Genomic DNA, 14590 nt, shown 5'->3' on the forward strand with positions numbered 1-14590 from the left:
TCAGTTTCAGGGACCTACCAATGCCAGCAAAACAGGAAAGACGTCTTCGCGTGGGAGTACTGGGAGCCGGGCAGATTGCCCAGGCGGCGCACTTCGAGGCATGTACAAAAGCTGCTAACGCCGACCTATACGCGATCTGCGACGTTGCGGACGATCTGCGCGAGCGGATGGTCATCACCCATGGGGCTCAGAAATCCTACAATGACTATGACCGGATGCTCGCCGATCCGGAACTCGACGCCGTCATCATCGCAACCGCAGACGCGTTCCATGTTCCGGCCTCCATTCGTGCGTTGGAAGCGGGCAAACATGTGCTGTGCGAGAAGCCCGTCGGCGTGACCGTGGAGGAGTGCCTTGATCTGAAGTCGGCCGTCGAAAGGTCGGGCAAGGTGTTCCAGGTGGGGCATATGAAGCGCTTCGACGCAGGGCTCCAGGCGGCCAAGTCGTTCATCCGTGACGAGATGGGCGACATGATCGCGCTGAAGGCGTGGTATTGCGATAACACCCACCGCTATCCGATGACAGATGCCGTTCAGCCGCTGATTGTGACCAGTGCGAATGCCAAGCGTCCGTCCACCAACCCCAAGGCGGATCTTCGTCGATACTACATGCTGGCCCACGGCTGCCATCTGATTGATACGGCCCGATACTTCGCCGGCGACATCGTTGCCGTAAATGCGCGCCTCTCGGAGCGATCGGGTATCTGGTGCTGGTTCGTAGACGTCGAATTCGCCTCCGACACGCTCGGCCATCTCGATCTGACCGTGCAAGTGCGTATGGACTGGCATGAAGGTTTCCAGATCTACGGCAAGAACGGCAGCATCCTCGGTAAGACGTACAATCCCTGGTACTACAAATCGAGTGAAGTCGACATCTTCCGCGAGGCGGACGGCGCCACCCACCGCGTGCTGGGCGCGGACGGCCACTTCTATCGTCGTCAGGTGGAGGGCTTTGCGCGCAGCATTCTGGACGGCACGGTTCTCGAAGGGGCGAACATCGACGACGGTGTCGCCTCCGTTCAGGCGATGGTCGCGATCGCGCGGTCGGCCGAGACCGGGAAGCGCGTCGCGCTGGCGGACGTTTCAGGTGGTGTGTGATGAAGCTTGGAATTTTCGCAAAGACGTTCGACGGCACTGATCCCCGCGCAGTGCTCCAGTCTGTCGCCGCCGCAGGCTTTGCGGGGGCGCAGTACAACATGGCCTGCTCCGGCCTTCCTTCAATGCCAGACGAGATTTCAGACGGTCAGGCCCAGGCGGTGGCCGAGGCGGCCAAGGCCTGCGGTGTGGAAATCGTGGCGGTGTCCGGCACCTACAACATGATCCACCCGGACCAAACTTTGCGTGTGGCGGGCCATGAGAGGCTCGAGGTGCTTGCGCGCCGTTGCGCGGGGATGCAGACGCGTCTGATCACGCTTTGCACCGGCACGCGTGATCCGCTCGATCAGTGGAAGGAGCATCCCGACAATGGCAGGCCCGAGGCATGGCGCGACCTGCTGGGGGCCATGGAAGCGGCTGTTAGTATCGCAGAACGGTACGACGTCGATCTCGGGATCGAACCGGAACTGGCCAACGTCGTGAATTCTGCCGAGAAGGCGCGCTTGCTGATCGACGAGATGAAAAGCTCGCGTATCAAGGTCGTGCTCGATCCCGCCAATCTTTTCGAAGTGGCAAGCCTGGATCAACAACGTAGGGTCGTCTCGCAGGCAGTCGACCGTTTGGCGGATCGCATCGTCATGGCACATGCCAAAGACCGCAATCCAGACGGCACTTTCGCCACCGCAGGCAAAGGCGTCCTCGACTACGCTCACTACCTGGGATGCCTGAAGGCCATCGGCTTCAACGGCAGCCTCGTCACCCACGGTCTGTCGGCCAGCGAAGCTTCAGGAGTCGCATCATTCTTGACGCAACTCCTTCAGGACGGAGCAGGCTGATGACCAAGGCCATCCCTCCGTTCAAGACCGCCGATGGAACCGTGTTGAATGTCGATACGGCTGGCGAAGGCCAGGCAATCATATTCCAACATGGTCTATGCGGCGACGCAGGCCAAACGGATGAAGCATTCCCGGCGAAGCCTGGCTTGCGCCGCATCACGGTCGAGGCCCGTGGGCACGGCCGCTCGCAGGCGGGGCCCCTCGACAGCCTGTCGATCGCCACGTTCACCGACGACGTTGCTGATTACATCGAGCAGAACTTCCCTGATCCGGTGGTGGTCGGCGGTATTTCGATGGGAGCGGCGATCTCGCTGCGCCTTGCCGTCAAGCGCCCGGATCTCGTCAAGGGGCTGGTCATCGCCCGACCGGCCTGGGTGATCGAAGCGGCGCCAGCGAACATGGCGCCCAACGCCAAGGTTGGTCGGCTATTGAAAACGATGCCGCAGCAAGAGGCGAGGGCGGCCTTTCTGGCCAGCGCCCACGGACGCAGCCTCGCCGACGAGGCGCCGGACAATCTGGCGTCGCTCGAGGGGTTCTTTACGCGTGTTCCCATTGAAGTGACCGCGGCGCTTCTGTCTGCGATCGCGGCCGATGGACCGGGTGTGACGGAAGATGAGGTCCGCAGTCTCGATGTGCCGGCGCTGGTAATCGGCCACAAGAGGGACCTTATCCATCCGCTCACGCATGCGTCTGCACTCACCCAAATGATACCTGGAGCGCGCCTCGTAGAAATCACACCGAAAGCCGAGAGCCGAGAGCGATACGTCGCCGATTTTCGCCTCGCACTGGGCGGTTTCCTAGAGAGCTTGAGAGATGACTGGACCTGAAAAGAATTGGATCGCCAACCTTCCCAAGAACCGGCTGATTGCCGAATTTTCAGTGTGGTCGGCCGACCTCGTGCGTCTGGGCGACGACATTGCCCGCGTCGAGCCTTTCGCCGACATTTTGCACATCGACGTCGCCGACGGCCATTTCGCGCCTGCTATGTTGTTCTTTCCCGACCTCGTCGCAGGCATGCGCAGAGTTTCGTCACGTCCGATCCATGTTCATCTGATGGTCGCGGACAGTATTCTTCTGCCTCAGGTTGAGCAGTTCGTCGATGCGGGCAGCGATCTCATCAGCATCCATGTCGAAAACGAAGCCGTGGCGGACGCCGCGCTCGACCTGCTGGATCGGCGGAACGTGGCCGCAGGTATGGTGCTTAAGGTGGATACGCCCGTTGAGCGTGTGGCCAAATTCGCATCCCGACTAAGTTTCATCACGCTCCTCGGGACCGCGATTGGCGTCAAGGGCCAAGGATTGGACGAGAGGGCGGGTCCCCGCCTGCAACAAGCCAGCAAGATCATAGCCGATTGCGGTGCAACGCATCGCATCGTCCTAGCTGCCGATGGCGGCATTCGCGAACACACGGTGCCCCTGCTTCGCCAGGCCGGCGCGGAGACGGTCGTACTTGGGTCGCTGGCTTTCAACGCTCCGTCGCTTGAAGGGCGAATGGGGTGGCTACACGCACTCTAACCCACGGTTCGGAAATGCATCAGGTTGCCATTGGGATAGATTTGGGAGGGACTCAGGTCCGCGCGGCTCTCGTCGATGAGCGGGGCAATATTGTCGCGCGCATAGAGGAACAGACGGAGGCCCACGCCGGTCCTGAACGGGTCCTTTCGCAAATCAGTGGATTGGTCGAGAGCCTGCTGGCAACAACGAAGCCGTCGCTAGTCGTAGGTATCGGCGTCTCCACGCCCGGCCCGATCGATACGGTGAGTGGGGTTGCCAGGGATATCCCGACGCTTTCCGGATTTGCGGACTTCCCACTGAAGGCCGAACTTCAGCGCCAGTTCGCATTTCCGGTTTGCCTGGAGAATGATGGGATCGCCGCCGCAATCGGCGAATGGCAGTTTGGGGCCGGGCGCGGCTTAGCCAACCTGGTTTATGTCACCGTCAGCACGGGCATTGGCGGCGGGATTATTGCAGATGGACGAGTGCTTCGCGGCAGGAAGGGCATGGCCGCCCACGTGGGGCACATGTCGGTCATGCCAAATGGGGAGATTTGCCCCTGCGGCAACAAAGGGTGCTTTGAGGCATACGGCTCCGGAACGGCGTTCACCAAGCGGGCTCGCGCTCGTGCGGCAGATAGTCACGAGACTAGACTCGGCAAAAATGGAACCACGATCGATAGCCGGGACGTCTTTACGGCTGGAAGAGGCGGGGACTTCCTCGCCAACCTGCTAATTGACGAGGAGGCCGAAATCTTGGGACGCGGTTTCGTGAGTCTGATCCACATTTTTAGTCCCGACGTTGTGATCATGGGAGGAGGTCTTTCCCAGGAGTTCGACCGCCTAAAACCGGGGATTCAGGGATACATTGCCCGCTGGGCGATGCCGGCCTTCAAGGACGTAACCGTCGTTAGGGCTGCGCTTGGACAAAATTCCGGGCTGGTCGGGGCCGCAGCCCTGGCATTCCTTGCGGACCGCCCGAGCGAAGAAACCTTGGCGCTTGTCGCGCATCGATGAATTCCAGAGGAGCTACAGCTTTGTTGACGATCAGAAGGTTAAGTCTGCCCGACGCCCGCATACTCATCGAGGGCGCCCGTGAACGTGCTCGCGAAATTGCGGTGCCAATGTGCATCGCGGTGACGGATGAGTCGGGGCAGCTCATCGCGTTCGAACGTATGGACGGCGGGAAGGTGACCAGCACGATCATCGCGCAGGACAAGGCATTCACTGCCGCAGGCGCCAAGCGCACGACCGAAAGTTACTGGGAGGTAAGTCAGCCCGGTAAACCGGCTTTCGGCATCAATTCCGCAATCGGTGGACGGCTCATGGTGGTGGCCGGTGGGATTCCCGTCGTGGTGGACGGCGACGTGGTCGGCGCCATCGGCGTCAGTTCCGGGACGCCCGCCCAGGACAGCGACTGCGCACAGTCCGGGATCGACCATTTTCTTGCCAGCCTGCGCGGGCCCGAAGCGAGCTGAGCTCCAGGGGCCATGGCGGCCAGGTCGAACCTCAACAGTTGGGAGTAACGGAAGCGATATGGACTCAGAGATAGTTTTCTTGGAACCGCGCCCTGCTGTTCTCGCCCGCCGCCGCGAGATTGTCGCGGACCTTGCCTCGTTCCTACCGGAGGACGCCCTCATCACTGACGAACGCGGCCTCAAGCCCTTCGAAACTGATGCCTTTGTCTCGTACCGGCGGATGCCCCTGGCTGTCGCACTTCCGGAAACAACCGAGCAGGTGGCTGAAGTTCTCAGATACTGCAGCGCGAATGGCATTCCGGTGGTGCCGCGCGGGGCGGGCACTTCGCTCTGCGGTGGCGCGATTCCGCAAGAGGACGCGGTTGTCATCGGACTTTCGAAGATGGTACGCGTTCTAGATGTGGATCTGGTCAACAGGACGGCCACCGTCCAGGCGGGCGTTACAAACCTCTGCATTTCCGAAGCAGTATCTGGCGAGGGTTTCTTCTATGCGCCGGACCCGAGCTCTCAGCTTGCGTGCACCATTGGCGGCAACATCGGCATGAATTCGGGCGGTGCCCACTGCCTGAAATATGGCGTGACGACTAATAATCTGCTCGGGGTGAAAATGGTGCTGTTCGACGGGACGATAATCGACGTTGGTGGTAAAGCACTCGATCCCGCCGGCTACGATCTTCTTGGGATTATTTGCGGTTCGGAGGGTCAACTCGGAATCGTAACCGAGGCTACCGTGCGATTGATAGCCAAGGCCGAAGGCGCGCGTCCCGTGCTCTTCGGATTCAGTTCTTCTGAGGCTGCTGGCGCGTGCGTCGCAGATGTCATAGGCGCCGGCATCATTCCCGTCGCTATGGAATTCATGGACAGGCAGGCGATCGAGATCTGCGAAGCATTCGCGCAAGCCGGCTACCCGCTCGACGTCGAAGCGCTGCTCATCGTCGAGGTCGAAGGCTCCGCGACGGAGATGAGCGCGATCCTCGCGGCTATCGTCGATATAGCGCGCAGGCATGACGTCAAGGTCGTTCGAGAATGCCAGTCGGCGCGACAGGCGGCTCTGATCTGGAAAGGCCGCAAGTCTGCCTTTGGCGCGACCGGGCGGGTCGCCGACTACATCTGCATGGATGGCACCGTGCCCTTGAGCGAACTTTCGAACGTCCTGCGTCGAACTGGCGAGATTGTCGCGAGTTACGGCCTGCGTGTCGCCAATGTCTTCCATGCCGGCGACGGCAACATGCACCCACTGATCTTGTTCAACGCAAACGATCCGGTCGAGGCCGCGAAAGCGGAGGCCGCCGGAAACGATATCCTGAAGCTCTGCGTGGACGTGGGCGGGTGCCTAACCGGAGAGCACGGCGTGGGGATCGAAAAGCGGGATCTTATGCGGCATCAATACGGGGAATCCGATCTTGAACAGATGATGGCGGTGCGCGCCGCGTTCGATCCCGACTGGATCTTGAATCCGTCCAAGGTTTTTCCGCTCGATGGGCGAGGCGTCGCATGAAAACCTTCGCTCCGAGAACCGAGGAAGAGGCCTCGGCAGTCATCGCCGCCCATGCTGCGCGCCGCGAACCTTTGGTCATTTGCGGGAACGGCACCCGCAGCGGCTACGGCAATCCTGTCGCAGCCGAAGCACGGCTTCAATCATCCGAACTTGCCGGCATCGTCGCGTACACCCCGCATGAAATGGTCATGACGGCGCGCGCAGGTACTCCGGTAGCGCTGGTAGAAGAGGTGCTTGCGGCGAAGAACCAGATGCTGGCTTTCGAGCCGGCGGACCATCGGGCCCTGATGGGAACGATAGGTGAGCCGACGATCGGCGGGGTGTTCGCCGCCAACGTATCGGGGCCACGGCGGATCGTCGCCGGGGCGGCGAGAGATAGTCTCCTCGGCGCGCGTTTCGTCAATGGGAAGGGACAGATCGTCAGGGCAGGCGGAAGGGTGATGAAGAACGTCACTGGACTTGACGTGACGAAGCTGGTGGCAGGGTCGCACGGCACGCTGGGCCTGCTGACCGAGGTGACGTTCCGCGTTTTGCCCCGCCCCGTGACTGAGACGACCGTTCTCATTTGCGGTCTCGAGGGGCCAGCAGCAACATCGGCCATGGCCGAGGCAATGGCGCTGTCAGTGGAGGTGTCCGGGGCTGCGCATTTGCCGCTGGGGAGGGCGGGGGGCGGCTGTAATGGAGAAGCGAACCCCGTCGCCACGACTGCTCTTCGTCTTGAGGGGACGGCATCGTCGGTGGAGGAACGTGCCGTGAAACTGCTACGAGCGATGAGCGCATTCGGACCGGCCGAACGACTGGACCCCGACCGCAGCGTCACGCTTTGGCGAACGGTTCGCGACATATCGCCGTTCTGCGACGGGTCCACGAGGGCGCTCTGGCGGGTATCGGTGGCTCCTAATTCTGGTCATCGTCTGGTTGCCGCGCTGCGCGAGACGGTGAATGTCGACGCATTCTACGATTGGCAGGGGGGCCTGATTTGGTTGAGAACTGAAGGCGATCCCCATGCCGATGTTCTTCGCGGGCACCTCAAAGCGTTCGGCGGACACGCGACGTTGCTGCGAGCCAGTGCCGAGGCGCGCCGGGCGGTGCCTTCGTTCGAACCGAGTAGCGACGGCGTCTCCATGCTCTCGCGAAAGATCAAGGAGAGCTTTGATCCGGCCGGAATTCTGAATCCAGGAAAGATGGGATGACGTTGATCACGATGGTCCCGAAAGATCCCTATCGGAAGCACTAGCGCTGCCTTAGAGAACTATCATGGGCGGCTCCAAGCGCGGGCTTGATCGAGACGATTGAAAGAGAAGAACGCGTTCTTGCGTTCGCGGAGCCTTGCAGATGCAGACTAACTTTACTGCCTCCCAACTGGCGGATCCGGCCGCCGCCGAATCCGAGTCGATACTGCGGCGTTGCGTGCATTGCGGTTTCTGTACCGCAACATGTCCGACGTACCTCACACTTGGCAATGAGCTCGACAGCCCCCGCGGGCGGATCTATCTCATCAAGGACATGCTCGAGAACGGCAGGCCCGCCGACGAGTCGGTTGTCACCCATCTCGATCGCTGCCTCTCCTGCCTCTCCTGTGCGACGACCTGTCCATCCGGTGTCGACTACATGCACCTAATCGATCACGCGCGCGCCCACATCGAAAAAAGCTATCGTCGGCCGCTGATGGACAGGGTCATCCGTGGGATGCTGGTTTCAATCCTGCCGCATCCGAAGAGGTTCCGCATGGCACTGAAGTTGGCGCGAGTAGGCCGGCCCTTCCGAATGGTTGCTAAAAGTTTCCCGGCGTTGAAACCGATCGCAGCGATGCTTGAATTGGCCCCAAGGCGGGTCACACCACTATCACCATACTCGTTACCGCAAACTCATCAGGCGCAAGGAACCAAACGTGGTCGGGTGGCAATTCTGACGGGCTGCGCCCAGCCGGTTCTCGACCCTGGTATCAACGCTGCTGCGATCCGATTGCTTACGCGTTTTGGGATTGAAGTGGTAGTCCCCGACCGGGAAGGGTGTTGCGGGGCGCTGGTTCACCACATGGGACGCGAGGAGCTAGCGCTGAAAAGCGCTAGAGCCAATGTCGACGCATGGTTCAGCGAGACAGAAACAAAGGGGCTCGACGCAATAATCATAACTGCTTCCGGCTGTGGGACGACGATCAAAGATTATGGTCATATGCTGAGGCACGATCCGCAGTACGCGGCAAGGGCCGCTACTGTGTCTGCTTTGGCACGGGACGTTACGGAATACCTCCCCACGCTTGCACTTCCCATGCTTCCGCCGAAAGGAATAGCTGTAGCCTATCACTCGGCATGCTCAATGCAGCATGGTCAGAAGATCTCGTCAGCGCCGAAGCTTCTCCTGTCGGCAGCGGGATACACAGTGCGCGATCCGAAAGAGGGGCATCTATGCTGCGGGTCGGCCGGTACCTACAACATTTTGCAGTCAGATATCGCAAGCAAGCTGAAACTACGCAAAGTCGCCAATCTTGAGGCGACAAAAGCAGATATCATCGCGACCGGCAACATCGGCTGCATTGCCCATATCGGTTCAAGTACGTCGATGCAGATACTGCACACGGTCGAATTGCTCGACTGGGCCTACGGTGGGAAACGTCCTGACAAACTCCACCCTCGCTGAGTACCTTGCAAGGAGATCCCCGGCCGACTGCGACACGGAAATTGGCTACATTGTCGTTCCGGTTCGTTGAACTGCAGCCGATGGTGAGCGCGGCCTTCGCACGGACAGCAACTACAATGAAGCCTGTGGATCCAGGTTCCCCCCAGAAGCCGCTCAGTATCGTCCACTCGAGTCCTGTCGATCCTAGACCGTCCGCTGCAATTGCTGCAAAGCTTTCGCGCCGCGACCGGCCGTCAACTGCGCAGAAGTCCGGCTGGTGGGATCATCGTCAAATCAGCAGTCGCTGTCTTTGGTTGATAAGGGCCATGTATCCACCGGAACGAAGGCGCACCACCGCTTGGCAGCGTCGTCCCGGTGCGACCGCTGTCTCAATCAGGTGCGGTTAGGTCGGCAAGTCCGGCGCAATCAATGTCAATGTGGGGAAATAGGTTCGATAGCGAGCAACATCACGCGTGAGCAACGGTAGCCCGCTGACGGCCGCACGGGCTCCTATAAAGAAATCCGGGAGAACGCCAGTTCTCGTTTCCCCTACTTTGCGATAACGTGTGAAAACCTTGCTTGCCAAAAAGAGAGCCTCCCGCGGGACTGGCGCGAGTTCTAACCCGGCTTGATCAAGGAGCGCGTCGACTTCTTCGATTCGATCGTAGCGAACGGCGAGTTCTGCATAGACGATATCGTTGATCCACAGTGTCCCCTCAAGACTTGCGTTTTCGAGTTGCGCTATGGACCAATCGGCCCATTTCGGATCGTCTGTTACGATGTCGAGAAGAACGTTCGTGTCTACGAATGTCACGGTTCGCCACGCGTGAGGGCCATGATCGCGTCCGTATCCAGCCCTTTGCCGGCGTGCCCCCGCAACTGTGCGAAGCGGCTGGGTTGCTGTTTCTTAGCGGCATGGACGAGCACTATGCTCCCATCCGGTGCACGGCGGAAATCAACCTTGCTCCCAGGCACTATACCCAAGAGGTCGCGCACCGGTTTGGGGATCGTAATCTGCCCCTTAGCTGTAACCGTTGTCGTCATTGTCGAACCGTTGTAAGGAATGATTTCTAGAAAGTGTTACTTCGCGGCCCGGTTTTCTAGAGAATGGGACGACGAACAATCACCAGGAAGCGCTCCGGCGCCAAAATTGGACGTTGGCTAGCGCTTGCTCGGGGCGCATCGGAACCTGATTACCGTCATGCCGATAAACTGTTGTCACGCAGAAGCGGAAGCAACTGCTTGCCCTGGCGCCTGATTTCCTGGAGATAGGGCGTAAAGCACGAAATGCGTGATGCCCAGTTCTTCGTACCTGCGCAGCGAGCGGGCGACATCCTCGGCACAGCCAACCAGCCATGTGGTACTCGCCCCGCCGCCACCGAACCTGCCGGGGGCGGCCGGACAAGCTCAAAGTGTGAGCGCGAGTTGATGTTTGTCTTCGATGGTTGCACTGTCGAGCGATGACAGCAACACACCCAAAAGCCGAATACCTTTCGCGACCGGGAAAAGCGGCGAGAGCAGGAGCGTCGAGACGTCGGCGAGTTCGCCGGCGCTTGCGATCGGGAAGGTGACGGCCTTGCTCCGGGTGACCTGTGTGAAATCACCCCATTTCACCTCAGGCTTTGGAACATTGTCGTCGCACGGGCGTAGCCGACCTAAGTACCGTCGCTCGACCAGTCGTCAAATCGGTCCGTCTGCATTTTTCAGGTAGCTGATAACGGCATCGGCGATCATGGTTCGATGCCTGCCAATCGTCTCTGGCTCAGAGAGATCGCGGCGGAAGATCATGCCGAATGTGTAGCGGTTCGAAACGCGGAAAAAGCAGAAGGCGCTAATCAGCATGTGCACATCGATCGGGTCGGCCTTTCGCTTGAAGACGCCTTCAGCGACACCGCGCTCCAGAATGCCAGCGATCGTCTCGATGACTGAGACATTCAGATCACGGATGGCTTCGGAACGAAGCATATGTGCTGCGTGGTGGATGTTTTCGATGCTGACCAATCGCACGAAATCGGGATTGGCCTCGTCGTGGTCGAAGGTACTGGAGATCAGCGTGCGCAACGCTTCTTCCGGCGCAAGGCTAGCGAGTTTCAGATCCTCCTCAAGCGTGCGGATCTTGCGATAGGCGCGCTCTAGCACGGAGAGGTAAAGTCCCTCCTTGCCTCCGAAATAGTAATAGATCATGCGCTTGGAGGTTCGGGTCCGTTCTGCGATCGCATCGACGCGCCCGCCGGCGAGGCCATGCGTCGAGAACTCCTCCGTGGCGACGACAAGGATGTCTTCCTTGGTTCGTTCCGGATCGTTCTTCCGACTTGCCTCAGCCCGCCCTGCCATTCTTTCGTCGTCACTCCCGACATCAGCCGATATCTTTCACCAGCCGAAATTTTCCCAATAAAACCAAATCGAAACAGGCGGGCCACAGGCCTCCTCATTTCGTCTCCCCTGGAAGTCATATTGAGGTTGTCGGGCTCTTTCAAGAGAGTCCACTTGACATACGTACTAGTTCGTACATTTTGTAATGAGCGAAGACGGCCGGAGGAGGTCGTGCTCGCACCGTGCCCCTGACGCCGCCCATCGTCGCCACTGCGACGCTCGGGCGTCAAGACGGCACGCCGCTTTGGGAGGAGCGCATGACCCGCATCATCGATTTCTATTTCTTCGCGCTGAAGGTGGCGATTGCCCTGCTGCTCGCCGGCATGGTTGTGCTCGTCTTCGGCAATGTCGTTCTGCGTTATGCGTTCAACCAAGGCATCACGGTCTCGGAGGAGCTGTCGCGCATCTTTTTCGTCTGGGTTACCTTCCTCGGCGCCGTCGTCGCCATGCGCGAACACGGACATCTTGGCGTTGATACAGTCATCAAACGACTGCCGCCCCTTGCGGCAAGGATCGCGGTGCTCTCGGGCTATGCGCTGATGCTTTTCGCGACCTGGCTGATGATCAGCGGCAGTTGGGCACAGACGCTGATTAATCTTCACGTCGGCGCGCCGGCGACCGGGCTCTCGATGGGCTTCTTCTACGGCGCCGGTCTCGCCTTTGGTGTCCCTGCATTCCTGATCCTGCTTGCCGACGCCTTCGCCATCGCCACAGGCCGTATCGATGTGACAACAGCCGAACTGGTGCGCGACAGCGAGGACGAGATGGCGCTGGACGATCTTCCCGAGCCGGTGCTCGGCCCCGTTTCCGTCAAGCGCTGAGGATCTTGTGATGACCGTTACGATATTCCTCGGCGCACTTCTCGGACCCATGGCGCTCGGCGTGCCGATAGCCTTCGCCCTCATTATCAGCGGTGTCGCGCTGATGCTCTACCTAGGTCTCTTCGACGCACAGATCGTGGCACAGAACGTCTTGAACGGTGCCGATAGCTTTCCGCTGATGGCCGTGCCATTCTTCCTGCTCGCCGGCGAGGTCATGAACACCGGAGGGCTTTCCCGCCGCATCGTCGCGCTGGCAATGGCGATGGTCGGCCATGTCCGCGGCGGCCTTGGTTTCGTCGCGATCTTCGCCGCCTGTATTCTTTCCAGTCTCTCGGGCTCGGCCGTCGCCGACGCGGCTGCCCTCGGGGCGCTGCTTCTGCCGATGATGCTGAAGAGCGGTCATGACGCGGCGCGCGCCGGCGGGTTGCTCGCCTCCGCCTCGGTGATCGGACCGATCATCCCGCCGTCGATCGGCTTCATCCTCTATGGCGTCGTCGGCGGCGTCTCGATTACCAAGCTCTTTCTCGCCGGTATTTTCCCGGGGCTGATGATAGCCGTGGCCCTTTGCGTCACCTGGCTGATCGTTGCCCGCAAGGAGCAGTTCGAGTTGCCGCCAAGGCAGAGCGGGGCAGTGCGGTTCAAGGCGCTCGTCGATAGCATCTGGGCCCTCATGCTGCCCGTCATCATCATCGTTGGCCTTAAGTTCGGGGTCTTCACGCCAACCGAAGCCGGCGTTATTGCTGCCGTCTACTCGCTCTTCGTCGCCATGGTTGTCTATCGCGAACTGCCGCCGGCGCAGCTCTTTCATGTCTTCGTGTCGGCGGCAAAGATCACCTCTGTCGTTATGTTCCTGGTCGCCTGTGCCGCGGTCTCCGCTTGGCTGATCACCGTTGCTGACGTCCCCGGCGCGCTTGCCTCGTTGATCGAACCCCTGATGGACAACCAGACGCTTCTCTTGATGACGATCATGGTTCTCATCGTGCTCGTCGGCACTGCGATGGATATGACGCCGACCATCCTCGTGATGACGCCGGTTCTGATGCCCATCATCAAGCAGGCAGGCATCGACCCGGTCTATTTCGGCGTGCTGTTCATCATCAACAATTCGATCGGCCTCATCACACCGCCGGTCGGCACGGTTCTGAACGTTATCTGCGGCGTCTCGAAACTGTCGATGGAAGACCTGATGAAGGGCGTGTTGCCCTTCCTGGTCGCCGAACTGATCGTCCTGTTCCTGCTCGTCCTGTTCCCCGCCTTGGTGACCGTTCCGGTTACCTGGTTCGGGCACTGACAGAAATTGCACGCTTCAACACGACCGGCGGAAATACCGGCCAAATCTGGGAGGAGAACATGTTGAAACTGACGAAAATGGCCCTAGGGCTTGCCTTGCCGCTCGTTTTGCTGACGGCAGGGCCGACGCTTGCCGAAATACGCGACCAGACCATCAAGTTCGCTTCGGCCAACAACAAGGGTCACCCGCAGGTAATGGGCATGGAGAAGTTCGCCGAACTCGTGAAGGACAAGAGCGGCGGCAAGATCGAGGTGAAGCTCTTTCCGGGCGGCACGCTCGGTGGTGACGTCCAGACCGTCTCGGCGCTGCAGGGCGGCGTCATAGAGATGACGGTACTTAACGCCGGCATTCTTGCCAACAACGTCAAGCAGTTCGGCGCCGTCGACCTTCCCTTCCTCTTTGACAGCGGTGCGGAGGCGGACAAGGTGATGGACGGTGCCTTCGGCGACAGTCTCCTCAAGCTTCTGCCGGATACCGGCCTCGTCGGTCTCGGCTACTGGGAGCTCGGCTTCCGCAATCTCACCAACAATCGCCATCCAGTGACGAAGCTCGAGGACATCAAGGGTCTGAAGATCCGCACGATCCAGTCCCCGATCCCGATCGAGCTCTTCAACACGCTCGGCGCCAACGCCGTGCCGCTGCCCTATACCGAACTCTATACCGCGCTTGAGACCGGGACGGTCGATGGGCAGGAAAACCCGGCCGCAAACATCCTGAACGCCAAGTTCTATGAAGTGCAGAAATACATGACGTTGACCCGTCACCAGTACAATCCGCAGATCGTGCTCGTCAGCAAGAAGTTCTGGGATGGGCTGAACGACGAGGAAAAGACCGTCCTGCAGGCGGCTGCAACCGAAGCGCGCGATTATCAGCGCAAGGTGTCGCGAGAAGCGGATGCCACAGCCCTTGAGGAAATCCGCAAGACCGGAATGGAAATCAGCGAACTCAGCCCCGAGGAGACGCAGAAGCTGCGTGATGCCGTCAAGCCGGTGATCGAGAAGTTTAGCGCCGAGATTGGCACGGAGACGGTGCAGGCGCTGTTCAAGGAGATCGGCGCCGCACGGGGCCAGTAACAGGGCGAAAACTC

General features: G+C 60.1%; 16 protein-coding genes and 1 pseudogene. 12 read left to right on the plus strand and 5 right to left on the minus strand.

Annotated elements, in window-relative coordinates:
* Window positions 1-20: 20 nt before the first annotated feature.
* The 9 genes from BHMPCIPO_RS26675 (at window position 21) to glcF (ending at window position 9039) form a co-directional block, all read left to right on the plus strand.
* Window positions 21-1097 carry a Gfo/Idh/MocA family protein gene (locus tag BHMPCIPO_RS26675; RefSeq protein ID WP_173519741.1) on the plus strand — a complete coding sequence of 359 codons (1077 nt, stop codon included), beginning with the start codon at window positions 21-23 and terminating at the stop codon, window positions 1095-1097.
* Entirely contained in the window at window positions 1097-1930 is an 834-nt protein-coding gene (locus BHMPCIPO_RS26680; RefSeq protein WP_173519742.1) for a sugar phosphate isomerase/epimerase family protein, read from the plus strand. The genes BHMPCIPO_RS26675 and BHMPCIPO_RS26680 overlap by 1 nt, the downstream gene beginning before the upstream one ends.
* Entirely contained in the window at window positions 1930-2757 is an 828-nt protein-coding gene (locus tag BHMPCIPO_RS26685; RefSeq protein WP_173519743.1) for an alpha/beta fold hydrolase, read from the plus strand. The genes BHMPCIPO_RS26680 and BHMPCIPO_RS26685 overlap by 1 nt, the downstream gene beginning before the upstream one ends.
* Window positions 2744-3445: a ribulose-phosphate 3-epimerase gene (locus BHMPCIPO_RS26690; RefSeq protein ID WP_173519744.1), complete on the plus strand. Its 702-nt coding sequence runs from the start codon at window positions 2744-2746 to the stop codon at window positions 3443-3445. Before BHMPCIPO_RS26685 ends, BHMPCIPO_RS26690 begins: the two co-directional genes overlap by 14 nt.
* A 14-nt stretch (window positions 3446-3459) precedes the next feature.
* Window positions 3460-4440, plus strand: a complete 981-nt coding sequence (locus tag BHMPCIPO_RS26695) for an ROK family protein (protein ID WP_173519745.1) — start codon at window positions 3460-3462, stop codon at window positions 4438-4440.
* A gap of 20 nt (window positions 4441-4460) precedes the next feature.
* The gene (locus BHMPCIPO_RS26700) at window positions 4461-4901 is read left to right on the plus strand and encodes a GlcG/HbpS family heme-binding protein (RefSeq protein WP_173519746.1); all 441 of its coding nucleotides are present in this window, start codon (window positions 4461-4463) and stop codon (window positions 4899-4901) included.
* 58 nt (window positions 4902-4959) lie between these two features.
* Window positions 4960-6399, plus strand: a complete 1440-nt coding sequence (locus BHMPCIPO_RS26705) for an FAD-binding oxidoreductase (protein WP_173519747.1) — start codon at window positions 4960-4962, stop codon at window positions 6397-6399.
* Window positions 6396-7592: a glycolate oxidase subunit GlcE gene (glcE, locus tag BHMPCIPO_RS26710; RefSeq protein ID WP_173519748.1), complete on the plus strand. Its 1197-nt coding sequence runs from the start codon at window positions 6396-6398 to the stop codon at window positions 7590-7592. Before BHMPCIPO_RS26705 ends, glcE begins: the two co-directional genes overlap by 4 nt.
* 142 nt (window positions 7593-7734) lie before the next feature.
* On the plus strand, window positions 7735-9039 hold the full coding sequence (gene glcF / locus BHMPCIPO_RS26715) for a glycolate oxidase subunit GlcF (protein ID WP_173519749.1): 1305 nt from the start codon (window positions 7735-7737) through the stop codon (window positions 9037-9039).
* 382 nt (window positions 9040-9421) lie between these two features.
* Here glcF and BHMPCIPO_RS26720 read toward each other — a convergent pair whose 3' ends face one another.
* The 5 genes and pseudogenes from BHMPCIPO_RS26720 to BHMPCIPO_RS26735 form a co-directional block, all read right to left on the minus strand.
* A complete protein-coding gene (locus tag BHMPCIPO_RS26720; RefSeq protein ID WP_173519750.1) occupies window positions 9422-9832 on the minus strand; it encodes a type II toxin-antitoxin system VapC family toxin in 411 nt (136 codons plus the stop codon).
* The gene (locus tag BHMPCIPO_RS26725) at window positions 9829-10062 is read right to left on the minus strand and encodes an AbrB/MazE/SpoVT family DNA-binding domain-containing protein (protein ID WP_173519751.1); all 234 of its coding nucleotides are present in this window, start codon (window positions 10060-10062) and stop codon (window positions 9829-9831) included. Before BHMPCIPO_RS26725 ends, BHMPCIPO_RS26720 begins: the two co-directional genes overlap by 4 nt.
* A gap of 155 nt (window positions 10063-10217) precedes the next feature.
* Window positions 10218-10413 (minus strand): annotated as a pseudogene (locus BHMPCIPO_RS33160) (LLM class flavin-dependent oxidoreductase); the annotation flags it as partial.
* A 12-nt stretch (window positions 10414-10425) separates the two neighbouring features.
* Window positions 10426-10632: a DinB/UmuC family translesion DNA polymerase gene (locus BHMPCIPO_RS26730; RefSeq protein WP_173519752.1), complete on the minus strand. Its 207-nt coding sequence runs from the start codon at window positions 10630-10632 to the stop codon at window positions 10426-10428.
* 66 nt (window positions 10633-10698) lie between these two features.
* A complete protein-coding gene (locus BHMPCIPO_RS26735; protein ID WP_173519753.1) occupies window positions 10699-11352 on the minus strand; it encodes a TetR/AcrR family transcriptional regulator in 654 nt (217 codons plus the stop codon).
* Window positions 11353-11648: 296 nt separating this feature from the next.
* Between BHMPCIPO_RS26735 and BHMPCIPO_RS26740 the strand changes: the two genes are divergently transcribed.
* From BHMPCIPO_RS26740 to BHMPCIPO_RS26750, 3 genes are read left to right on the plus strand one after another with little or no spacing between them, the layout of a single operon-like run.
* The gene (locus tag BHMPCIPO_RS26740; protein WP_173519754.1) at window positions 11649-12212 is read left to right on the plus strand and encodes a TRAP transporter small permease; all 564 of its coding nucleotides are present in this window, start codon (window positions 11649-11651) and stop codon (window positions 12210-12212) included.
* A 10-nt stretch (window positions 12213-12222) separates the two neighbouring features.
* On the plus strand, window positions 12223-13503 hold the full coding sequence (locus BHMPCIPO_RS26745; RefSeq protein WP_173519755.1) for a TRAP transporter large permease: 1281 nt from the start codon (window positions 12223-12225) through the stop codon (window positions 13501-13503).
* Between the two features lie 59 nt (window positions 13504-13562).
* Complete coding sequence (locus BHMPCIPO_RS26750) at window positions 13563-14576, plus strand: TRAP transporter substrate-binding protein (RefSeq protein WP_173519756.1); 1014 nt, start codon at window positions 13563-13565, stop codon at window positions 14574-14576.
* The last annotated feature ends 14 nt before the right edge of the window (window positions 14577-14590 follow it).

The sequence above is a fragment of the Ensifer sesbaniae genome (assembly GCF_013283665.1).
Lineage (GTDB): Bacteria > Pseudomonadota > Alphaproteobacteria > Rhizobiales > Rhizobiaceae > Ensifer > Ensifer sesbaniae.

Bases quoted from the DNA above. Each gene is read 5' to 3' on its own strand.
- BHMPCIPO_RS26675 (WP_173519741.1), top strand. From the start codon at position 21: ATGCCAGCAAAACAGGAAAGACGTCTTCGCGTGGGAGTACTGGGAGCC.
- BHMPCIPO_RS26680 (WP_173519742.1), top strand. From the start codon at position 1,097: ATGAAGCTTGGAATTTTCGCAAAGACGTTCGACGGCACTGATCCCCGC.
- BHMPCIPO_RS26685 (WP_173519743.1), top strand. From the start codon at position 1,930: ATGACCAAGGCCATCCCTCCGTTCAAGACCGCCGATGGAACCGTGTTG.
- BHMPCIPO_RS26690 (WP_173519744.1), top strand. From the start codon at position 2,744: ATGACTGGACCTGAAAAGAATTGGATCGCCAACCTTCCCAAGAACCGG.
- BHMPCIPO_RS26695 (WP_173519745.1), top strand. From the start codon at position 3,460: ATGCATCAGGTTGCCATTGGGATAGATTTGGGAGGGACTCAGGTCCGC.
- BHMPCIPO_RS26705 (WP_173519747.1), top strand. From the start codon at position 4,960: ATGGACTCAGAGATAGTTTTCTTGGAACCGCGCCCTGCTGTTCTCGCC.
- glcE (WP_173519748.1), top strand. From the start codon at position 6,396: ATGAAAACCTTCGCTCCGAGAACCGAGGAAGAGGCCTCGGCAGTCATC.
- glcF (WP_173519749.1), top strand. From the start codon at position 7,735: ATGCAGACTAACTTTACTGCCTCCCAACTGGCGGATCCGGCCGCCGCC.
- BHMPCIPO_RS26725 (WP_173519751.1), bottom strand. From the start codon at position 10,062: ATGACGACAACGGTTACAGCTAAGGGGCAGATTACGATCCCCAAACCG.
- BHMPCIPO_RS26735 (WP_173519753.1), bottom strand. From the start codon at position 11,352: ATGGCAGGGCGGGCTGAGGCAAGTCGGAAGAACGATCCGGAACGAACC.
- BHMPCIPO_RS26740 (WP_173519754.1), top strand. From the start codon at position 11,649: ATGACCCGCATCATCGATTTCTATTTCTTCGCGCTGAAGGTGGCGATT.
- BHMPCIPO_RS26745 (WP_173519755.1), top strand. From the start codon at position 12,223: ATGACCGTTACGATATTCCTCGGCGCACTTCTCGGACCCATGGCGCTC.
- BHMPCIPO_RS26750 (WP_173519756.1), top strand. From the start codon at position 13,563: ATGTTGAAACTGACGAAAATGGCCCTAGGGCTTGCCTTGCCGCTCGTT.